Genomic DNA, 20,364 nt, shown 5'->3' on the forward strand with positions numbered 1-20,364 from the left:
TCTCGGGTCCGGGTCCGCCGCCCACACCCCCCGCGCTCCCCCCCCTACACCCCCCTGCCCCCGCTTTTGTTGTGGTGAGCCGCCCCCCCGGCGAAACTCCACAAGATCGCGGCCGTCGCGCCACCCCCTCGGCGATCTTGTGGAGTTCGGGCACACCTCTGCCTTGCCGAACTCCACAAGATCGACGGTGGGGGCGTGGAACTTCACAAGGTCGGGCCGGCCAGGAGCCGGTCGCCCAGGTCGGAGCGACGATAGAGGACTGAGCGGCCGTGTCTGGCGCTCACCAGCAGGCCGCCGGCACGCAGTGCCCGCAGGTGCTGGTTGACCGCGGTCGTCGTGACGCCGAGGCGGGTGGCCAGTTCGGTGGACGAGGCCGGCGTGTCCAGGCGGGCCAGCAAGCCCGCCCGGTGAGCGCCGAGCAGGGCGGCCAGCGCGCCCGGAGCGGGCAGCGGCTCGGGCTCCCACAGGGTTCCGGAGCCGCGGGCCAGGTAGATGATCAGTGGGGGTTCGCCGGCGGAGATCGGGGCCGCCACCGCCGGGGTCCACATCGTCGGGACCAGGGTCAGGCCGCCGGATGTCGGGCGGGTGTAGTGGACGTCCGAGTGCAGGCGCACCTCGACGGTGTCGCCTGTCATCGTGACCCGCTCGGACAGGCCGGCGAACATCCGGGCCAGGCCGTGCTGGGCGATCTCGCGTCCACGGTAGGTGACGTCGGCCTCCAGCAGCGCCCGCATCCGCGGCCAGTCGCCGGCGAAACACAGGTCCCAGTAGCGGGTCAGGGCAGCGACCAGGCGGGGCAGCGGATCCGGCGCGCGTAGCGGTGGCGGGACGTTCTCGTCGGCGCGGTACAGCGAGCGCAGATTCCGCCTGACGACCTCGGGCGGGGTGGCGGCCAGCGCGGCCAGTTCGTCGTCGAGGCGGGTCAGCGGGGAGCGTGGCGGCGGCGTCAGGAAATCGGGGGTCGACAGTCGTTCGTCGACGAGCGCCAGCAGCATCTCGGTGTCGAGGCGGTCGCGGGCCTGCTGCATGCGCCGGATCCACGGCAGGTGGACCGGGAACCGGCCGGGATCACGCCAGCTGCGCAGGGACAGCACGAGCTCGTTGAGCGGCGACACAGCGAACCGGACGCTCGCCAGATCGGGGCCGACCAGCCTGTATCGCACCGGCATGAAGCAGAATGCTACATCAATGGCTCGGTCCGGTCCGGCCCGGTCAACTGGTGCCCGTGCCTGTGAAACAAGTCCTGACCTGGGCCACCGTGGCCACCTCGACCGCCAAGGGCGTGATGTTCAGCGTCAGCGCGCTGTTCTTCACCACCGTCGCCGGGTTGAGCCCGGCCACCGTCGGGGTGGGCCTGACCGTGGCCGGCGCCGGGGGAGTGGTGACCGCCTTCGCAGCCGGGCGGCTCTGTGACCGGTTCGGGCCACGGCGGGTGCTGCTGGTCGCGGCCACAGCACAGGCCGGGGCGCTCGCGGCCTACTGCCTGACCGGCGACGCCGCCACGTTCGTGCTGGTCGCCTCCGTGGCCGTCGGTGCCGAGAGCGTGCAGCGGACGGCTCATGTCGCGCTGCTGGCACGGGCGTTCACCGGTCCGGACCGGGTCGGTGTCCGTGCCTGGCTGCGGGTGGTGGACAACGTGTCCATCGCGGCCGGCTCCGGGCTGGCGGCTGTCGTTCTCGTGGTGGGTACCCGGACCGCCTATGTGACGGCGGTGCTGCTGGCGGCCGTACTCATCCTGCTCGCTCTGGTGCCGTTGCGGGCTCTGCCCGCTCTTTCCGGGGGCGGCGGTGACCGGCCCGCCGAGGTCGGCCGGTCACCGCTGGGCGATCGCCGCTACCTGACCGCGACCGCGCTGCATGCCGTGGTGAGCATGCAGTTCCTGCTGCTCACGGTGGGGATGCCACTGTGGGTGACCGGGCACACGTCCGCGCCCGACGTGACCGTGGCGCTGCTGTTGCTGCTCAACACCGCCCTGGTCTCGTTCCTCCAGGTCTGGTCGACCCGGCTGGTCACCGACGTGCCGTCGGCGGGCCGGGCGGTCCTGCTCGGCACGGTTCTGCTCCTGGTGGCGTGCCTCGGTTACGCGGCGGCCGGGTATCCGGGCGGCGCCGGACTCACCACAGCGCTGCTGGTGGCCGCGGTGGTGGCGCACAGCCTCGGCGAGATCGTCACCGAGACCGGCGGCTGGGAACTGGCCTTCGAATGGGCCGACCCGGCCGCGTCCGGTGCCTACCAGGGCGTCAGCCAGGCCGGCGTCGCCATCGGCCGGGCCGTCGCCCCGGTGGTGGTCACGTCGACCGCGGTCGCGTTCGGCCTGCCCGGCTGGCTCCTGCTCGGCGGCGTGTTCGTGGCGGCCGGCGCCGCCACCCGCGCGCTGGCACGCCCCGCCCTCTCGCGATCTTGTTGAATCCGGCCACACCTGTCCCGCCCTCGAGTTCGCCATTTGTGAAGCGACATTGCAGGTCGGGGCGGCAGCCGAAGTGAATCTTGCATCCCCCCTGTTCGGCGTCATCCCCAACGAACCCCGCAAGATCACCGCGAGGTCCTACGGCCTTGGACGGCCGTCCAGAGACGATGCCGAGGGCGGGCCCGCCCTCGGCGATGTTCAGCGCACACGTTGCCTGGGCGCAGCGATGTTCAGCGCACACGTTCGCCGATCGTGTGCGCCTGCTTCGCTCTGACGGGGACGGGCGCACACGTTGTGCCGTCCGTGTGCGCCCGTCGTCGTCCCGGCGAGGGTGAAATCGCACGTTGCCGCATTGTGCGCGCTGGTCGTCGCAGGCTGGCGACTCAGCGAGCGTCGGTGGTTAGCACGATCTTGCCGGTCGCCCGGCCGGTCTCGCTCAGCTCGTGGGCCTTCGCTGCCTCGGCCAGCGGCAGCGAAGCCTCGACGAGGACCCGCAACCGCCCGGCCCGGACCAGGTCGGCCAGTGCCAGCAGGCCGGCCCGGTCCGGTTCGACCAGCAGGAACCCGGCCCGCACCCCGAGCTGCTCCGCCTCCGCCACCAGACGCTGCTCGGCCGGCGAGTTGAGCGACACCATTACCCCACCGGGCTTGAGCACCCGCAGGCAGCGCGGACCGTCGTCGCCGCCGATCGGGTCGATCACCACGTCGACGGGTTCGACCGCCTCGGTGAAGTCGACCGCGGTGTAGTCGACGACCTCGTCCGCGCCCAGTTCACGCAGCAGGTCGTGCTTGGCCGCACGGGCGGTGCCGATCACGTACGCGCCCTGGGCTTTGGCGATCTGAACCGCGAGATGACCGACCCCGCCGGCCGCCGCATGAACGAGAACCCGCTGACCCGGCCGCACCCGGGCCCGGTCGACGAGCGCCTGCCACGCGGTGAGCCCGGTCAACGGCAGTCCACCGGCCTGAACGTGGTCGAGCTCGGCCGGTTTGGCGGCGAAGTGCCGGGCCGGGCCGGTCACGTAGTCGGCGTAGGCGCCGGCCGGGCGCGGGAACCGCGGCATCCCGAACACCTCGTCGCCCGGCGCGAACAGGGTCACGCCGACGCCCACCTCTTCGACGACGCCCGACACGTCCCAGCCGAGGACGAACGGCGGCTGCCCGAGGAAACCGCCGTGGGCACGGGACTTGGCGTCCACCGGGTTGAGGCCGGCGGCGTGCACCCGGACCAGGATCTCGGTCGGTCCGGGGGAGGGCCGGTCCGCGGTGCTCTCGTGGAGAACCTCGGGACCGCCCAGCTGATCTTGAGTGATGACGCGCATGGGATACAGCGTCGCGGCCATGGCCGTACCGAAACAGTGGCCTGAATGACGAGATGTGCAAAGATCTGGCCATGCATCGAGTCGTCGTCCTCGCCCTGCCCGGCGTCTACCCGTTCGAGATGGGCATCCCCCGGCGGGTGTTCGGAAGTGTCGTCGACAGCACCGGCGCGCGGCTGTACGAGGTGGTCACCGCCGGTCTCAGCGCCGACCCGGTGCCGACCGACGCCGATTTCAGCATCACCGTCGAGCACGGGCCGGAGGTCCTGGCCAGCGCCGACACCGTCGTGGTGCCGGCGCTGGCCCCGCTCGCGCCGATGTTCACCGAGGGCACCCTCAGCGAGCCGGTCCGGGCCGCGCTCGCGCACCTCCGGCCCGGCACCCGGCTGGTGTCGATCTGCACCGGGGCGTATGTGCTGGCCGCGGCCGGGCTGCTGGACGGCCGCCCGGCCACCAACCACTGGTATTGCGCCGATCATTTCCAGCGGCTGTTCCCGCAGATCACCGTCGACCCGGCGGTGCTGTTCGTGGACGACGGCGACGTGCTCACCTCGGCCGGCGCGGCCGCCGGTGTCGACGTGTGCCTGCACGTGGTGCGCCGTGACCACGGCAGCGAGATCGCCAACGCGGTCGCCCGTCGCTGCGTGGTGCCGCCGTGGCGCGACGGTGGCCAGGCCCAGTACATCGAGCAGCACCTGCCGGAACGGGCCGAGACGTCGACCGCCCCGACCCGCGAGTGGGCGTTGCAGCATCTGGAGGAGCCGCTCAACCTGGCGGCGCTGGCCGGCCACGCCCGGATGAGCGTCCGCACGTTCACCAGACGGTTCCGTCAGGAGACCGGGGTCACGCCCGGTTCGTGGCTGATCAGCCGGCGGGTCGACCTGGCCCGGCACCTGCTGGAGAGCACCGACCTGCCGGTCGAGCGGGTCGCCGAACGGTCCGGGTTCGGCACCGCGGCATCCTTCCGGATGCACCTGCGGTCGGTCACCGGCGTCGGCCCGCACAGCTACCGGCGCACCTTCCGGCACGAGGCCGCTTAATTCAATTCAATTCGAGACGGTACGAGTCACCGCTGCGCTCGAACCCGAGCCGGTCGTAGTACGGGGCCCGCATCCCCGGCGGGGTGAGCACCGCGAGGCAGCCGCGGTCGGTGAAGTAGCCGCTGCGCCGGAACACGAACTCGCCGGGCGTGAGATCGCGGTACCGCTCGATCACATAGTCCAGGTCGACCTGCGCCACCCCGTCACCGGCGGTGTGGAACACCACCACCCCGGCGACCTCGTCGGCGTTCACCACCAGGAAAGCCGCGGCACCCGGGCGCGTCAGCGTCTCCGTACCGAAGCCGGGGTTGAATCTCTTGATGTCGTCGTGGTTGTTGCGCAGCACGTGCAGCAGGAACGCATCGTCGGCGCGGACCTCGACCACCTGGTAGACGTTGTCGTCGTGGCGGGTCGCCAGCATCCGCCACAGGTACCAGACGTTGATCACCGCGAGGACCACGTTGAGGCCGACCATCGGCCAGACGCCGACCGCCGCGTTGAAGCCGATGAGCACGAGACAGCCGACGAGGTTCAGCGCGCGCAGGCGCAGCAGCCGGCTCTGTAACAGGGACCAGACGAGAAGAACTGAGCCGGCCCACCCGATGATGTCGATTATCTCCACCGGGTGGACCCTATCTCCGCAGGATTTACGCCCGGAAGCGGGCGACCAGGCCTTGCAGTTCGCGTGCCATCGAGCTGAGTTCGGTGATCGCCTGCTTCGACTGCGCGGCGCCCGCTGTGGTGACCTCCGACGCCGACGCCAGCCCGGCCACCCCGGCCGCGATGTGCCCGGCGCCGTCGGCGACCGCGGAGATGCCCCGGTTCATCTCGGCGGTGGTCGCGGTCTGCTCCTCCACGGCCGCCGCGATCGTCGCCTGGAAGTCGTTGATCTGCTCGATCACCGAGGTGATCTGGCTGATCGCCTCGACCGCGCCGGCCGTGTCCTGCTGGATCGCCGCGACCCGCCGGGTGATGTCCTCGGTGGCCCGAGCCGTCTCCTGAGCCAGGTCCTTCACCTCGCTGGCGACCACCGCGAAGCCCTTGCCGGACTCCCCGGCCCGGGCCGCCTCGATCGTCGCGTTCAGGGCCAGCAGGTTCGTCTGCTCGGCGATGCTGGTGATCGCGCCGACCACGGCCGCGATCTCGGCCGACGAGGTGCCCAGCTTGTCGATGTGCGAGCTCGTCGAACGGGCCACGTCAACGGCCTGGCCGGCCACCTCGGCCGCGCGGGCGGTGCTCTGCGCGATCTCCCGGATCGACTCGGCCATCTCGGCCGCGCCGGCGGCGACCGCGCCGACGTTCGACGACACCGACTCGGCGGTGCCGGAGACGGTCCGGGCCTGCTGTGACGAGCCGACCGCCGCGTCCGCGATGCTGCCGGCGGTGGCGGTCATGTCGTCGGCCGCCGTCGACAGGGCCTTCGCCGAGGCCGCGGCCTGTGCGACGACCGTACGCATGTTGCCCTGCGCCTCGTCCAGGGCGCGGGCCATCTGGCCCATCTCGTCACCCGAGGTGACCTCGGTGGTGACCGTCAGGTCGCCTTCGGCCATCGCCTTCAACGCGGTACGCACCCGCTGCAACGGCCGGGTGATCGAGGTGACGATGATCCGGGCCAGCACACACAGCACGACGATCGCGGCGAGCGCGGTGGCCAGCAGGATCATCTGCGCCTGGTTACGGCTGGCCGTCGCGTCCGCGCTGGCCTTGTCGGTGGTGGCGGCGAACAGGGCGCGCTCGTTCTCCAGCACCGCGCTGATCAGATAGTTGTCGACGTCGATCTGTTCCCAGGACAGGCGGGCCTGGCTCTGCTCGGCCACCGCCCCGGCCACGAACTGCTCGATCACCTGGCCGTAGTCGTTGTAGACGGTCCGGATCCGGCCCACCGCGGCGGACAGCTCGCCGGGCAGCTCGATCCCCTCCAGCTCGTCCAGCAGCTTCTGGGCCTTGGCCAGTTCCTCCTTCAGCAGGGCGATCTGCTCCTGCGGGGTCCGGCGGGCGATCGCCTGCAGACCATGCGTCTTGACGTCGCTGGCCGCCCGGTCCAGCCGCAGCACCAGGGCGCTGGCAGTGTTGAGGTCGGCGAGCTCGGCGGCGGTACGGTCCGCGACCTGGTTGTTGTAGAGCGTCACACCGACACAGGTGCCGACGGCCAGCAGGCCGGATGCGACGAGCGCGGTCAGTTTCGTGCTGACCGAGGCGTCGGCGAGCAGGGTTTTGTAGGACATCTCAGGGCCTCCTTCGTCTCGGCCGGGCGTCAGGAGGCGACCTGGGCGGCGGTGTAGTAGCCACCGTCGACGAGGACGCGTTCGTAGTTGGATTTGTCCACGTTCACCGGCTGGAGCAGGAACGTCGGCACGACCTCGACCCCGTTGTGGTACTGCTCGGTGTCGTTGATCATCGGCTTCTCGTCGATCAGCAGCGCGTTCGTCATCTGCACGGCCACCTTCGCCAGCTCACGGGTGTCCTTGTAGACGGTCTCGGTCTGCTTGCCGGCCGCGATCAGCTTCACCGAGTCCAGTTCGGCGTCCTGACCGGTCAGCACCGGCAGCTTCTTGCCCTTCGAGCCGTATCCGCCGGCCTCCAGCGCGGTCAGGATGCCGCGGCTGATCCCGTCGTAGGGCGACAGGATCGCGTCCACCCGGGCCGACCCGTAGTCGCTGCTCAGCAGTCGTTCCATCCGCTTCTGCGCCACGGCGGCATCCCACCGCATCGTGGCCACGTCGGCGAACTTCGTCTCACCACTGCGAACCTTCAAACGACCCGAGGAGATGTACGGCTTGAGCACGCTCATGGCGCCGTTGAAGAAGAAGGTGGCGTTGTTGTCGTCCGGAGAACCCGCGAACAGCTCCAGGTTGTACGAGCCGCCGCCGCTCTTCAGCTTCAGCGCGTCGACGATCGAGGTCGCCTGCTGCACACCGACCTTGTAGTTGTCGAATGTGGCGTAGAAGTCGACGTCGCCGCTGTCGCGGATCAGCCGGTCGTAGGCGATCACCGGGATGTCCGCGGCGGCCGCCTTCGCCAGCACACCCTTCAGCGCGGTGCCGTCGATCGCGCCGATGATCAGGGCACGGACCTTGTTCTCGACCATGTCGTCGATCTGCTCGATCTGCTTCTGGATGTCGTCGTCGGCGTACTGCATGTCGGTCCGGTAGCCGAGCAGCTCGAACTGCCGCTTCATGTTGTCGCCGTCGCCGATCCAGCGCTCGGACTTCGTCGTCGGCATCGCCAGCCCGACGGTGCCCTTCTCGGACACGGCGGCCGCCGCGGTCTCGGCGCCGTCGTCACAGCCGCTCGTGGTGATCAGCACTGCCGCCACAGCCGTACATGCCACCCACCGTCGTGCCAGCACCGATCTCTCCCCGTTTCACTGAAGGTCGGACCGATCCGGTCCCAGCCCGAGAATCGACACTTCCGACCAGCTTCTTAACTGTCTGCCCCACGAATCCGCCGGTTGTCGTACCGCCAGGCATCTCAGTACACACAAGTACTGCGCCCGGGTAGCATTGCCGCGTGACCTATCGTCTGGAATCGTCACGGAGGTGCGGGAGTGGTTACATCAACTTCGCCGCACTGATCGCGCCAGCGCCATCCTGATTGGCCAGGCGATCACAGCCCTGATCGAAGAAGGTCCGAGTCTCGGTAGACCGCTGGTCGACCGGATCAAAGGCTCGAACCTGCACAACCTCAAAGAGCTTCGGCCAGGCTCGGCCGGGACTACGGAGATCCGGGTCCTCTTCGTTTTCGATCCTGCGCGTAACGCGGTCCTCCTTGTCGCAGGGGACAAGGCCGGGCAGTGGAGCGCCTGGTACCGGCAGTCGATCCCACTCGCTGAGGCGAGGTATGCGACCTATCTGAAGGAGAAGGAGGAGTCATGAGCAGCACCCATGGGTATGGCCGTGATGGTTTCCTCGCCGAGTTCTTTCCCGACTCTGAGGACCGCGCCGAGGTCGAGGCCGGGGCGCAGGCTCTCATCAACGTCAGCCGAGCTCATCGGCTTGCCGAGATGCGTAAGCGCCTCGGGCTGACTCAGGCTGAGGTCGCTGAGCGGATGAACGTACGCCAGGAACGGGTCTCGGCCATCGAACGCGCCAAGGTCGATGCGAGCGAGTTGAGAACCCTCGCTGCTTACATCGCTGCGCTCGGCGGGCGGATGGAGATCGTCGCTGACTTCGGCGGGGAGCGGCTGGTGGTCGGCTAGGCATCCGCGGTGGCCAGGGTCGGTGGGTGCTCGGCCATCAGGGCCTGCACGGCGGCGGCCGGCAGCGGGCGGGCGAAGTGGTAGCCCTGCGCGTGCTGGTAGCCCAGCTCGGCCAGGCGGGCCGCCTGGTCGCCGGTCTCGACGCCCTCGGCCACCAGGTCCAGGCCGACCGCGTCGGCCAGGGCGATCACCGCGGCCGGCATGGTGTCCCGGCGGCTCGTGTCGGTGCCCTGCGTGAACGAGCGGTCCAGCTTCAGCTGGTCCACCGGCAGCTCGTGCAGCAGCGTCAACGTCGACGCGCCGGTGCCGAAGTCGTCCAGCGCGATCCGGATGCCCATCCGGCGCAGGTCGTCCAGGCGGGTCACCGCCTCGCCCAGCGCCACCGCCGTGCTCTCGGTGATCTCCAGGGTCAGGCGGTGCGCGGGCACGCCCGTCTCGTTCAGGATCGCGGCGACCCGCTCCACGAAACCCGTTTCGCGCAGCTGGCGGGCGCTCACGTTGACGTTCAGCATCCGGGGCGCGCGGTCGCCGTGCTCCGAACGCCACGCGGCCAGCTGGGCGCACGCCTCACGCAGCACCCAGTCACCGAGCGGGACGATCAGGCCGGTACGTTCCGCGACCGGGATGAACTCGACCGGAGGCACGATGCCCCGTTCCGGATGGGCCCACCGGACCAGCGCCTCCACCCCGCGCAGCCGGCCGGTGTCGAGCGCGACGATCGGCTGGTACTGGAGAAACAGCTGACCGTCATTGATCGCGTGGCGCAACTGCGCGCCCAGGGCCGCGATGTCCGCGATCGACACGGCCATCACGTCGCTGTAGCACCGCACGCCACCGCCGCCGTCGTGTTTGGCCGCGTACATCGCGATGTCGGCGCGCCGCAGCAGGTCCGCGGCATCCTGTCCACTGTGCCCGTTGGCGAGGCCGACGCTCGCCCGTACCAGCAGCTCGTGGCCTTGGGCGACGACCGGCTCGGCCAGAGCCGCGATGATCCGGTGACCGGCCGCCTCGGCCGCGTCCTCGTCGATGTCGGCCAGCACCACCACGAACTCGTCGCCGCCGAGCCGCGCCACCGTGTCACCGGCGCGGACCGCTCCGTTGAGGCGGTCGGCCACCGCGACCAGCAGCGCGTCACCGACGCCGTGGCCGAGCGTGTCGTTGACGGTCTTGAAGTCGTCCAGGTCGATCAGCGCGACGCTGACCGGCGTGTCCTGGTCGTCGGCGGCCAGCGCCGCGTCGAGGCGTTCGGTGAACAGCGCCCGGTTCGGCAGGCCGGTCAGCGTGTCGTGGGTGGCGCCGTGGTCGAGGCGGGCGACCAGGCTCGCGTTCTCCCGGAACACGGTCTGCTGCCGGGCCACCACGAGACCGGTCAGCACGACCGCGACCGCGCCGATCGGCAGCGCGTCGTCGTGTCCGGTTGCGATCAGTGCCAGAAGCAGCGTGTCGACGGCGGCGATGGCCACGTACGGCAGCCACGACGGCAACCGCCGGCCGGCCCGGACACGCCGGCGTCCGGCGGCCGCGCGGGCCTGGTTGCGGGCGGCCAGCACGGTGCACAGCATGACCACCGGGACGGCCACCTGCGCCGAGCTCAGCCACGGCTCGTCGACGAACCGCTGACCGGCGGCGATCGTCGTGCCGCCGACCAGCGCGAGCGTCAGCATCGGCAGCACCCCGGGCGCCAGGTGACCCCGGCCGGCCAGCGCCACCTTGCCCACCGCGAAGAGACTGAGCAGGTTGAGGGCCATCGTCAGGGACGCGGCCAGCACCGCGGTCGCCGCGAACCCGGCGCCGTCCATCATCGGCCGGGTCACGAAATGCCAGGAGAACGCGCCCGCCGCCAGCAGCACGGTGAGCCCGTCGAGAGCAGCCCGCAGCACGTCGCCGCGGCTGCCGAACCGCAGCGGCAACCGGACCATCGCCCACATGTTGACCACCACCGAGCCGCCGTAACCCAGGGCCGCGGCGGTCGACAGGGTCATCGCGGGCAGGCCACGCAACCCGTCGAAGGCGTGCGCCAGCGACCCGGCGACCACAAAACCGGTGCTGATCGCCAGGTCCCGCCAGAAATGCCTGGTGGCCGGCGGCAGGGCGGGGTTGCGGGCGACCCCGGCCAGCGAGATCACCGCGACGGCCGACGCCAACGGCATGGCAGACCAGAGCAACAACGATGGGGTACGGATACCCGCGACGTTCAGTGCGAACACCGTCACGGCGAACCCGGCCAGCAGAACCGACACACCCACCAGGGCGCCGGCGCCGACACGCCGAGCCTCAGCTTCGCCGTTCATCCGTCTCCTCATCGCCCAGAGCCATAGACCCCACCATCGGCCGGTGGCCCACCCACTGAAGGATTACTTCGCCGAGTGTCGAGTCATCGATCGGTCACGGCCTGTTAATAGATCGACCCGGGCTCCGTAGGATGTGCCGCATGAATGCGCTGCGGTCGGTGCGTCCATCCACGTACGTCGTCGGTGGATCGGTCTTGGCTCTCGCCGTCGTGGTGCTGCTCCCGCTGCCGGTCGCGGGCGGGGTGCTGAGTGGAGGCGTGCTGCTCCCGGCCGTGGCGATGCTGTGGGCCGCCCATCACGCGACGACTGCCGGGCCACGGTTCCGCGCCCAGGTGCTCGGCGCCGGGCTGCTCCTCACCGGCGCCACCGGGCTGGCCTGCGGGGCCATCAGCCTCGTCGAGCCGGAGGCCACCGCCGACGGGGTCACCCTGTCCGCGCGCCTCTACCTGGTCTGCCTGGTCGTGGTCGTGCTCGTGATGATGCCCGGCCTGCTGCGCCCCCACCAGCACCGCGACCCGCTCGGCCGGCTGCGGGTCTGCCTGGACATCACCGGCGTCTCGGCCTGCCTCATCCTGCCCACCTGGGTGCTGATCTTCAGCGACGGCTACCTGCGCGGCGCGTCGGCGATCGCAGCCTTCCTCGGCGCCATCGCGACCGCCACCGCGGCGGTCGCCGGCGTGCACGCGACCAGGCACCGGGCGTCCCTGCGCTGGGCCGGCCCCGGCGTCGCCCTCGCCCTGGTCTGCGTCACCGCGCAGGTGATCGCCGCCGACAACCCGGCCAACCCCAACTCGGCGCTCGCCGCGGTCGCGTCCGGCGCCGCCGTCAACGTCGCGGCCTGGGTGATGTGGTGGGGCAGCGTCCGGGTCGACCCGGACGCCGGGCCGCCGGTCCCCGCCGGTGGCGAGCCGGCCGCCGGCTTCCCGCTGTTCGCGCTGCCGGTGCTGGGCTCGTCGGTGGCGGTGGTGGCCAAGCTGCTGCATGGCGGCAGCCTGGACGCGACCTCGATCGCCCTGGCGGTGATCGCGCTGCTCGCGGTGGCGACCCGGGAGTTCGTCTCGGCGATCGCGCTGCGCCGCCACGCCGAACTGCTCACCCACCACGGCAACCGGCTGCGCAGCCTGATGTTCGGCTCCTCCGACGTGGCGGTGGTGGTCGACACCGGTCTGGCCGTGTGCTGGCAGTCCCCGGCCGCGGCCCGGCTCTTCGGCCTCTCCGACCAGGACGTCCTCGGCCGCCCGATCACCGCGCATGTGCACCAGGAGCAGGCCGGCACGGTCGGCGCGTTCCTGGTCGAGTGTCTCAACTCCGACCGGTTCGACCTCGCCGACGCGCGGTCGGTCACCGCCCGGTTCCGGGACGGGTTCGGCCGCTGGCGGGACACCGAATGGACCGTGGGCGGCGCCGACCCGGCGATGCCCGGCCGCAGTCTCGTGCTGCACATCCGCGACGTCACCGACCAGCGCGAACTCGAACAGGCCCTCCAGCAGGCATCCCACCAGGACCCGCTGACCGGGCTCGCCAACCTCCGCGGGCTGCGCCGGGCCGGGCCGGGCGCCGTCGACGGTGGCGCGCTGATCCTGCTGGAGCTCGGCGGCCTGACCGCGATCAACGACGTGCACGGTCCGGAGCGGTCGGACACGGTCCTCGTCGAGGCGGCGCGCCGGGTCCGTACCCGCATCGGCGACACCGACGTCCCGGCCCGTGTCGGCGACGCCCGCCTCGCGGTGGTGACCCGCAACGGCGCGGTCCGCGCCCACCTGCTCGCCAACCAGCTGGTCACCGCGCTGACCGCGCCCTACGAGCTGGACGGGGCCAGCGCGCACCTCCAGGTCTGGGCCGGGCTCAGCGACCTCTGCCCGGACACCGACGTCGACGAGGTGCTGCGCCGCGCCGGCCTCGGCCTGCGGATGGCCCGGCCCCAGCCACCGGGCGGCGTCGAGTGGTACGACGAGGTCATCGAGGAGCGGCTGGTCCGCCGGTCCACACTCGAACAGGACCTGCCCACCGCCGTCGACCGCAACGAGGTGGAGCTGCTGTTCCAGCCGGTGTTCGAGCTCGCCGGGCGCCATCCGGTCGGGGTCGACGCGGTGCTCAGCTGGCGGCATCCGACGCTGGGGCGGCTGCCCGCCGACGAACTGCTGGCCCTCGCCGAGGACCTCGGCGTGCTCGGTGACCTGCGGCGATGGGCGTTGCAGCGGACGTGCCGGCAGGTCGCGGCGTGGCGGCGGCAGTATCAACCGCTGTGGTTCTCGATCGGCGTCCGCCCCGGCGAACTGGGTGACGAGGTGTTCCACTCGGGGCTCGACGAGGTGCTGTCGGCCCACCGGCTGCCACGGTCGGCGCTCGTCGTCGAGGTCAGCGAGGACGACCTGCACCAGGGGCCGGAATCCGGGGAACGGCTCGCCGAACAGCTGCGGCGGCTGCGGATGAGCGACGTGCGTACGGCGGTCGGCCACTTCGGCGCCGGCCCGACCTCACTGAGCCGCCTGCGGGTCCTCCCGGTGGACGTGCTCAAAGTCGACCGTGCCGTCTTCAGCCGCCCGGCCGGCGCCTCGTCCGAAGTCGGCGCGATCATGGACGTCGCCGTGACCCTGGGCCGCCGCCTCGGCCTGGACGTCATCGCCGACGGCCTGGCCACCGACGACGATCTGGAGACGGTGTACGCCACCGGCTGCCGCCTCGGGCAGGGCGACCTGCTGGGCCGCCCGATGCCCGCCGAACACGTCGAGGCCCTGATCGAGCACTCCCGCGACACCGAGCACCGGTGAGCACCGAGGCGATCGTGATCGATCGGCCACCGGTTCCGGTGGCGAATCGGCCGGGATCGCCGGTGGGATGTGCCCGGAGATGACGGTGAACTCGTGCGCCACCCCACGATGGGCCGGTGTTCATCCCGTGGTCAGGAGCGCCGGCAGCGCCGCCATGTCGGTGAAGATGTGGGTGGCGCCGGCGGCCAGCAGGGTCTGCGGCGGGTTGTGGGACGGGCTGTCCGGCGGGCAGTAACCGAACACCGTCGCGCCGGCGGCCACCCCGGCCCGGACCCCGGTGGGGGTGTCCTCGACGACCGCGGTGCGGGCCGGGTCGACGCCGAGAGCGGCCGCGGCGGCCAGGTAGACGTCGGGGGCCGGCTTGCTGCGCGGAGTCTCCATCCCGCTGAAGATCTTGCCGGCGAAGACCGTGTCGAGACCGACTTTGGTCAGCTGCAACTCGACCTTGTGCCGGTCGGCGCCGCTGGCACAGGCCAGCCGGCCGGCGTAGAGCCGGTCGATCTCGCGGGCGGCGGCGACCGCGCCCGGGATCGGCAGCAGGTCCAGGGCGAGCGCGTCGTTGCGGCGTTTGCGGAAACCGCCCAGCCACTCGTCGGTCACCGTGAAGCCGGTGTGCGCCTCGATGACCGGGGCTTCGTCGCGCAGCGCCCGGCCGACGAAGAGCCGGAAGCAGTCCTCCGCGGAGATCGCCCAGCCGAGTTCGTGCAGCATCGTCCGGAGCACGGCGTTGGTGATGGCCTCGGAGTCGACGAGCACCCCGTCACAGTCGAAGAGCACGGCGTCGAACGGCAGGTCAATGGAGTCCGGCATCCCGTGACCCTAACCGCCGATGATCCAGAGCTACGTCGGAGCCGGCTGGGTCGAGCGGTGACAGGAGCACACGTTGGCGTTGTGCGTGCTCCGGTCGTCGCCCCGGCGTGGATGAACGTCCACGATCGGCCCAACGTGTGCGCCTGACCACGCTCCGACGATGACGTAAGCCCACGATCGGCGATCGTGTGCGCTGGTCCCTGTTGGGGAGGGTGACGGACGGTCGTGAAACATGGCTGAGCTACGGCTAGCCGGGGGCTTTTGCAGGATTTGGCGAAAGTTCGTTGTAGATCATGAAGAAGCTGTGGACAGTGAGAGCAAAGGCTTCTACTGTGGCGCATGTAACACTCCGAAACCTGGATGTCACAGCCGACAGGCTCGGGCACGCCGTGGCGTGCGGATATGAGGTCAACCGTGCGTATGACGATCGATCCCCCCTACTTGCAGCTGCTGCGCCTGCTGCGTAACGAGGGCGCCATCTCGCGAGCCGAGCTGGCCGATCGCCTGCAACTTCCCCGGCCCCGGCTGCTTGCCGAGGTCGAGCGTCTGGTCGCTCAGGGCTACGTGGTCGAGGCCGGGATGGCCGCGTCCCGGGGCGGCCGCCGGTCCACTCTCGTCGAGTTGCATCCCCGGCTGCGGTTCGCCGCGGTCGATCTGGGGGCCAGCTCGATCGACGTCGAGGTCACCAACGGGCGGCTCGAACCGGTCGCCGCCTACACCGAGGAGGCGGACATCCGGTCCGGGCCGAAGGCCACCCTGCACCGGGTCAACGAGCTGCTCGCCAAGGCCCGGGTCGACGGCGCCTATGAACGGCTCGACGCGATCGGGATCGGGGTTCCGGGGCCGGTCAGCTTCCGGGACGGGGTGCCGGTGTCGCCGCCGATCATGCCGGGCTGGGACCGGTTCGGCGTGCGGGAGCTGCTCACCCGCGAGCACGGATGTCCCGCGGTCGTCGACAACGACGTGAACATCATGGCCGTCGGCGAGCAGCACGGCGGGGTCGCGCACAGCGTGCAGGATTTCCTGTTCGTCAAGGTCGGCACCGGCATCGGCTGCGGCATCTACCTCAACGACGAGGTCTATCGCGGTACGGACGGGTGCGCCGGCGACATCGGCCACATCCAGGTCGACCCGCACGGTCCGATGTGCTCCTGTGGCAACGTCGGCTGTCTGGAAGCGCTGTTCAGCGGCACCGCGCTGGCCCGGGAAGCCCTGGTCGCGGCCCGCTCCGGCGCGTCCCAGGCGCTCGCCGACCGGCTCGCCGCCAACGGCACGCTGACCGCCCGTGACGTCGCCGAGGGCGCCACCGAGGGGGACGTGGCCTGCATCAAGCTGATCCGCGAGGGCGGCCACCGGATCGGTTCGGTGCTGGCGTCGCTGGTCAGTTTCGTCAACCCGTCGATGATCGTGATCGGCGGCGGGCTCGCCCAGCTGGGGCACATCCTGCTCGCCGAGATCCGTAGCGCCGTCTACCGCCGGTCGCTGCCGCTGGCCACCGGCAACCTGCCGATCGTCCTGTCCGAGCTGGGCTCCCGCGCCGGAGTGACCGGGGCCGCGGTGCTGGCCAGCGACGTGGCCTTCGAACAGGCGTCATGAAAGCCGGGCGGCGAAGAAAAGAACTGACCGCCGAACGGCGGAGACGAGAACTGACCGCCGACGGGCGGAGAAAAGAACTGACCGCCGAAGGGCGAAGAAGAAAGTGACCGCCGAAAGGCGACGAGAGACGTGACCGCCGAAGAGCAAGGGGGAGGCGACATGACCGACGACAAAGCTCAAGAAGTGGTTCTGCGGCTCACCGACCTGGTCAAGACGTTCCCGGGTGTGAAGGCGCTGGACGGCGTGCAGCTCGAGGTGCGGGCCGGTGAGGTGCACTGCCTGCTCGGCCAGAACGGCGCCGGCAAGTCCACCCTGATCAAGGTGCTCTCCGGCGTGCACCGCCCGGACTCGGGAACCGTCGAATGGCTCGGCGAGCCGGTGACGTTCGGCAACCCGCAGGCCGCGATGAAGGCCGGTATCGCCACCATCTACCAGGAACTCGACCTGGTCGACGACCTGTCGGTGGCCGAGAACGTGTTCCTCGGCCACGAGCCGCGCCGGCTGGGTTTCGTGCGCCGCGGTGCGATGGCCGACCGTACCCGCAAGATTCTCGGCTCTCTCGGCCATGAGGAGATCCCGGCCCGCCGGATGGTGCACGCTCTCCAGGCCGCCGGGAAGCAGGTGGTCAGCATGGCCCGCGCGCTGTCCCAGGAGGCCCGGCTGCTGATCATGGACGAGCCCAGCGCGGTGCTCGCCCACGACGAGGTGGAGAACCTGTTCCGGATCATCCGCCGGCTGACCGCCCAGGGCATCGCCGTCATCTACATCTCGCACCGGCTGGAGGAGATCCGCGAGATCGGCGACCGGGTCACCGTCCTCAAGGACGGCCGGACCACCGCCGCGAACCTGTCCGCCGCCGAGACGCCGACCAGCGAGCTGGTCAGCCGGATGACCGGACGGACCATCGAGTACGTCTTCCCGCCCCGCCCGGAGCCGGCTCAACACGAGGAGCTGCTGACCGTACGGGATCTGAGCCGTGAGGGTGAGTTCCGGGACGTCTCGCTCAGTGTCGGCGCGGGCGAGATCGTCGGCATCGCCGGCTTGGTCGGTTCGGGCCGTTCGGAGCTGCTGGAGACCATCTACGGCGCCCGCCGCCCGGACACCGGAACCGTCGAGGTCGGCGGGAAACCGCTGCGGGCCGGCAGTGTCGGCGCCGCGGTCCGGGCCGGCATGGGCATGGCCCCGGAGGAGCGCAAGAGCCAGGCGCTGCTGCTCGGCGAGCCGATCTACCGCAACATGACCCTGGCCACCTTCACCGGCCTGGCCCGGCTCGGGTTCACCAACGCCCGCCGGGAGCGCGCCGAGTCGGACCGGATCGCCGGTTCCCTGGATCTGCGCCCGCTCGACGTGCGCCGCCCGGTCGGCACCCTGTCCGGCGGCAATCAGCAGAAGGTGGTGGTCGGCCGCTGGCTGCTCGGCGACACCCGTCTGCTGCTGCTCGACGAACCGACACGCGGTGTCGACGTCGGCGCCCGCGCCGAGCTGTACCGGGTGATCCGCCGCCTCGCCGCCGAGGGGGTGGGCGTGCTGCTGGTCTCCAGTGAGGTGCCCGAGGTGCTCGGCCTGTCCGACCGGGTGCTGGTGATGCGGGAGGGCCGGGTCGTCCATCAGGCGCCGTCCACCGAAATCGACGAAGACACGGTCCTCGACCTCGTCATGGCGGGGTCGCTCATGGAAGGAGCGCCAGCGTGACCCTCAGCGACGGCACCGGGCTTCAGGCGCCGGCGCAGACCGGCCCCGAGCCCGCCCTGCCGGGTGGACGTAAACGTTCGTGGGCCGGCGAGTCGGGTGAGTCGGTGACCCGCAACCTGGTCCTGGTCGGGGTGCTGGTCGCGCTGATCGTGATCGGCGCGATCACCCAGCCGGAGCTGTACGGCAACTCCAGCTGGGTGTGGACCAACATCCTGTCCATCCTCCAGCTGGCGTCGGTGGTCGGCGTGGTCACGGTGGGAATGACCTTCGTGATCATCGGCGGGGGCATCGACCTTTCGGTGGGCGCGATCGTGGCCCTGGCCGGGGTGTGGTGCACGACGCTGGCCACCCAGGCGTACGGCGCGGCCGGCATGATCTTCACGGCGATCGTGGTCGGCGTGGCGGTCGGGCTGATCAACGGGGTGCTCATCTCGTACGGCCGTCTCGTGCCCTTCATCGCGACCCTGGCGATGCTGGTGTCGGCCCGCGGCCTGGCCGCGGCGATCTCCGGCAAGCAGACGCAGATCTCCTCGAACACCTTCATCAACAGCATCGCCAGTTCGAAGCTGTTCGGCATCCCGTGGCTGGTCTACATCCTGGCCGCGGTGGCGGTGGCCGGCTGGATCCTGCTCAACCGCACCACGTTCGGCCGGCGCACGGTCGCCGTCGGCGGCAACCCGGAGGCCGCCCGCCTGGCCGGCATCAACGTCAAACGCCACACCATGCTGCTGTACGGGTTGTCCGGGCTCTGCTGCGGCATCGCGGCGATCATGCTCACCTCGCAGGCGACCTCTGCGCAGGCGGCCATGGGCAACCTGTACGAGCTGGACGCCATCGCCGCCGCGATCATCGGTGGCACTCTGCTCAGCGGCGGACGGGGCACGATCGTCGGCTCCATCCTGGGCGTCCTGATCTTCGCGACGATCACGAATCTGTTCGCCATCAACGGCCTCTCCACCGAGGCCCAGAACATGGTGAAGGGCGGCATCATCGTCGCCGCAGTGCTGGTTCAGCAGTTCCGGTTCAAATCCCTCACACGATTCTTCGCCCGCAACTAAAGCACTGAAAAAGGCGCGGTGACCGTTCGAAAAGAACGGTCGCCGGGATCCGTACACCCTGAAACGCCCGTTCTCATGAAGACATAGGAGATGGTCATGTCCAAGATCAATTCCGACCTGTCACGACGCCGGCTGCTTCTCGGCGGCGCCGCGGTGGGTGCGGGGGCCCTCCTCACCGCGTGCACCAGCAACGAGGCCGCCCCGACCGCCGCACAGACCAAGGCCGCCGACACCAGCGGCGGCGGCAACGCGGCGCCCGGCACCAAGGTCACCATCGGGTTCTCCGCGCCGGCCGCCGACCACGGCTGGATCGCGGCCATCACCAACAACGCCAAGGCCCAGGCCGCCACCTACACCGACGTCGAGTTCAAGTCGGTCGAGGCGGGCGCCGACGCCGCCGCCCAGCGGGCCGCCCTGTCCACCCTGATCGGGCAGAAGCCGACGGTGATCGTGCTGCTGCCGCACGACGGCAAGGAGCTCAACTCGTTCGGCCTGGAGGCGATGGCGGCCGGCATCCCGGTGGTCAACCTGGACCGGGCGTTCCCGGACGCACGCGCCTACCGCACCCAGATCATGGGCGACAACTACGGCATGGGGGTGGCCGCCGCGGACTTCATCATCACCCAGATGAAGGCCAAGGGCGTGGCCAGCCCGATCATCGGTGAGATCGCCGGCATGGACGAGCTGGAGCTGACCCAGACCCGGTCCAAGGGCTTCTCCGACACGCTCAAGGCGGCCGGGTTCACCGTCGCCAACCGGCGGGCCGCCCGGTTCACCGTCGACTCCGGACAGCAGGAGGCATCCCAGCTGCTCCAGGCGCTGCCGAAGATGGACGCCCTGTGGAACCACGACGACGACCAGGGCGTCGGCGTGCTGGCCGCGATCAACCAGGCCGGCCGCAGCGAGTTCATCATGGTCGGCGGTGCCGGCTCGAAGAAGGCGATCGAGACGATCCAGGCCGACAACACGGTGCTCAAGGCGACTGTCACGTACAGCCCGTCGATGGCCTCCTCCGCGATCTCCCTGGCCCGGCTGATCGGCCAGAAGAAGGGCCTGGCCGACCTGGTGGAACTCCAGGTGCCCAAGGAGATCGTGCTGGCCTCGGAAACCATCACGAAGGAGAACGCGAGCAGCTACATCCAGCTCGGGTTCTGACCGCGTACGGGGGGAGACCCAACTTGT

General features: G+C 70.5%; 16 protein-coding genes. 9 read left to right on the forward strand and 7 right to left on the reverse strand.

The window, feature by feature from the left end:
- Positions 1 to 203 precede the first annotated feature (203 nt).
- Positions 204 to 1,169, reverse strand: coding sequence for a helix-turn-helix domain-containing protein (locus AB0E94_RS31685; RefSeq protein ID WP_360333738.1), 966 nt, complete (start codon positions 1,167 to 1,169; stop codon positions 204 to 206).
- 56 nt (positions 1,170 to 1,225) lie between these two features.
- Here AB0E94_RS31685 and AB0E94_RS31690 point away from each other — a divergent pair, with 56 nt between their 5' ends.
- Positions 1,226 to 2,407, forward strand: a complete 1,182-nt coding sequence (locus tag AB0E94_RS31690; RefSeq protein ID WP_360333741.1) for an MFS transporter — start codon at positions 1,226 to 1,228, stop codon at positions 2,405 to 2,407.
- Between the two features lie 383 nt (positions 2,408 to 2,790).
- On the opposite strand, the gene AB0E94_RS31695 is transcribed toward AB0E94_RS31690, so the two are convergent.
- Positions 2,791 to 3,729 carry an NADP-dependent oxidoreductase gene (locus AB0E94_RS31695; RefSeq protein ID WP_360333744.1) on the reverse strand — a complete coding sequence of 313 codons (939 nt, stop codon included), beginning with the start codon at positions 3,727 to 3,729 and terminating at the stop codon, positions 2,791 to 2,793.
- Between the two features lie 71 nt (positions 3,730 to 3,800).
- Here AB0E94_RS31695 and AB0E94_RS31700 point away from each other — a divergent pair, with 71 nt between their 5' ends.
- The gene (locus AB0E94_RS31700; RefSeq protein ID WP_360333747.1) at positions 3,801 to 4,766 is read left to right on the forward strand and encodes a helix-turn-helix domain-containing protein; all 966 of its coding nucleotides are present in this window, start codon (positions 3,801 to 3,803) and stop codon (positions 4,764 to 4,766) included.
- 1 nt (position 4,767) lies between these two features.
- Here the strand turns inward: AB0E94_RS31700 and AB0E94_RS31705 are convergent, their stop codons facing one another.
- Genes AB0E94_RS31705 through chvE form a run of 3 tightly spaced genes read right to left on the reverse strand, consistent with a single transcriptional unit; the run spans position 4,768 to position 8,115 of the window.
- Positions 4,768 to 5,388 (reverse strand): hypothetical protein, encoded by a 621-nt coding sequence (locus AB0E94_RS31705; protein WP_360333750.1) that lies wholly within the window; start codon positions 5,386 to 5,388, stop codon positions 4,768 to 4,770.
- A 25-nt stretch (positions 5,389 to 5,413) separates the two neighbouring features.
- Complete coding sequence (locus tag AB0E94_RS31710; RefSeq protein WP_360333753.1) at positions 5,414 to 6,991, reverse strand: methyl-accepting chemotaxis protein; 1,578 nt, start codon at positions 6,989 to 6,991, stop codon at positions 5,414 to 5,416.
- Between the two features lie 29 nt (positions 6,992 to 7,020).
- Positions 7,021 to 8,115: a multiple monosaccharide ABC transporter substrate-binding protein gene (chvE, locus tag AB0E94_RS31715; protein ID WP_360333756.1), complete on the reverse strand. Its 1,095-nt coding sequence runs from the start codon at positions 8,113 to 8,115 to the stop codon at positions 7,021 to 7,023.
- A 190-nt stretch (positions 8,116 to 8,305) separates the two neighbouring features.
- Here chvE and AB0E94_RS31720 point away from each other — a divergent pair, with 190 nt between their 5' ends.
- Both AB0E94_RS31720 and AB0E94_RS31725 read left to right on the forward strand, forming a co-directional pair.
- Positions 8,306 to 8,641: a type II toxin-antitoxin system RelE/ParE family toxin gene (locus AB0E94_RS31720; RefSeq protein ID WP_360333759.1), complete on the forward strand. Its 336-nt coding sequence runs from the start codon at positions 8,306 to 8,308 to the stop codon at positions 8,639 to 8,641.
- Positions 8,638 to 8,964: an XRE family transcriptional regulator gene (locus AB0E94_RS31725; RefSeq protein ID WP_360333761.1), complete on the forward strand. Its 327-nt coding sequence runs from the start codon at positions 8,638 to 8,640 to the stop codon at positions 8,962 to 8,964. Before AB0E94_RS31720 ends, AB0E94_RS31725 begins: the two co-directional genes overlap by 4 nt.
- Here AB0E94_RS31725 and AB0E94_RS31730 read toward each other — a convergent pair.
- On the reverse strand, positions 8,961 to 11,255 hold the full coding sequence (locus AB0E94_RS31730; protein WP_360333764.1) for an EAL domain-containing protein: 2,295 nt from the start codon (positions 11,253 to 11,255) through the stop codon (positions 8,961 to 8,963). The two genes, AB0E94_RS31725 and AB0E94_RS31730, sit on opposite strands and share 4 nt — an antisense overlap.
- A 140-nt stretch (positions 11,256 to 11,395) precedes the next feature.
- Here AB0E94_RS31730 and AB0E94_RS31735 point away from each other — a divergent pair, with 140 nt between their 5' ends.
- A complete protein-coding gene (locus AB0E94_RS31735) occupies positions 11,396 to 14,026 on the forward strand; it encodes an EAL domain-containing protein (RefSeq protein ID WP_360333767.1) in 2,631 nt (876 codons plus the stop codon).
- Between the two features lie 120 nt (positions 14,027 to 14,146).
- Here AB0E94_RS31735 and AB0E94_RS31740 read toward each other — a convergent pair whose 3' ends face one another.
- A complete protein-coding gene (locus AB0E94_RS31740; protein WP_360333770.1) occupies positions 14,147 to 14,836 on the reverse strand; it encodes an HAD family phosphatase in 690 nt (229 codons plus the stop codon).
- A 420-nt stretch (positions 14,837 to 15,256) separates the two neighbouring features.
- On the opposite strand from AB0E94_RS31740, the gene AB0E94_RS31745 reads away from it, so the two are divergent.
- The 4 genes from AB0E94_RS31745 to AB0E94_RS31760 all read left to right on the forward strand — a co-directional run bounded on the left by AB0E94_RS31745 (position 15,257) and on the right by AB0E94_RS31760 (position 20,337).
- Positions 15,257 to 16,432 carry an ROK family transcriptional regulator gene (locus tag AB0E94_RS31745; RefSeq protein WP_360333772.1) on the forward strand — a complete coding sequence of 392 codons (1,176 nt, stop codon included), beginning with the start codon at positions 15,257 to 15,259 and terminating at the stop codon, positions 16,430 to 16,432.
- Between the two features lie 159 nt (positions 16,433 to 16,591).
- Positions 16,592 to 18,124: a sugar ABC transporter ATP-binding protein gene (locus AB0E94_RS31750; protein WP_360333775.1), complete on the forward strand. Its 1,533-nt coding sequence runs from the start codon at positions 16,592 to 16,594 to the stop codon at positions 18,122 to 18,124.
- Between the two features lie 56 nt (positions 18,125 to 18,180).
- Entirely contained in the window at positions 18,181 to 19,182 is a 1,002-nt protein-coding gene (locus AB0E94_RS31755; protein WP_360333969.1) for an ABC transporter permease, read from the forward strand.
- Positions 19,183 to 19,278: 96 nt separating this feature from the next.
- The gene (locus AB0E94_RS31760; RefSeq protein ID WP_360333778.1) at positions 19,279 to 20,337 is read left to right on the forward strand and encodes a substrate-binding domain-containing protein; all 1,059 of its coding nucleotides are present in this window, start codon (positions 19,279 to 19,281) and stop codon (positions 20,335 to 20,337) included.
- The last annotated feature ends 27 nt before the right edge of the window (positions 20,338 to 20,364 follow it).

It is taken from the genome of Actinoplanes sp. NPDC026670, from assembly GCF_040638175.1.
GTDB lineage: Bacteria > Actinomycetota > Actinomycetes > Mycobacteriales > Micromonosporaceae > Actinoplanes.

Excerpts from the sequence above, each read along its gene's own strand:
- AB0E94_RS31685 (WP_360333738.1), bottom strand. The coding sequence starts at position 1,169 with ATGCCGGTGCGATACAGGCTGGTCGGCCCCGATCTGGCGAGCGTCCGG.
- AB0E94_RS31695 (WP_360333744.1), bottom strand. The coding sequence starts at position 3,729 with ATGCGCGTCATCACTCAAGATCAGCTGGGCGGTCCCGAGGTTCTCCAC.
- AB0E94_RS31700 (WP_360333747.1), top strand. The coding sequence starts at position 3,801 with ATGCATCGAGTCGTCGTCCTCGCCCTGCCCGGCGTCTACCCGTTCGAG.
- AB0E94_RS31710 (WP_360333753.1), bottom strand. The coding sequence starts at position 6,991 with ATGTCCTACAAAACCCTGCTCGCCGACGCCTCGGTCAGCACGAAACTG.
- AB0E94_RS31725 (WP_360333761.1), top strand. The coding sequence starts at position 8,638 with ATGAGCAGCACCCATGGGTATGGCCGTGATGGTTTCCTCGCCGAGTTC.
- AB0E94_RS31730 (WP_360333764.1), bottom strand. The coding sequence starts at position 11,255 with ATGAACGGCGAAGCTGAGGCTCGGCGTGTCGGCGCCGGCGCCCTGGTG.
- AB0E94_RS31735 (WP_360333767.1), top strand. The coding sequence starts at position 11,396 with ATGAATGCGCTGCGGTCGGTGCGTCCATCCACGTACGTCGTCGGTGGA.
- AB0E94_RS31740 (WP_360333770.1), bottom strand. The coding sequence starts at position 14,836 with ATGCCGGACTCCATTGACCTGCCGTTCGACGCCGTGCTCTTCGACTGT.
- AB0E94_RS31745 (WP_360333772.1), top strand. The coding sequence starts at position 15,257 with ATGACGATCGATCCCCCCTACTTGCAGCTGCTGCGCCTGCTGCGTAAC.
- AB0E94_RS31750 (WP_360333775.1), top strand. The coding sequence starts at position 16,592 with ATGACCGACGACAAAGCTCAAGAAGTGGTTCTGCGGCTCACCGACCTG.
- AB0E94_RS31760 (WP_360333778.1), top strand. The coding sequence starts at position 19,279 with ATGTCCAAGATCAATTCCGACCTGTCACGACGCCGGCTGCTTCTCGGC.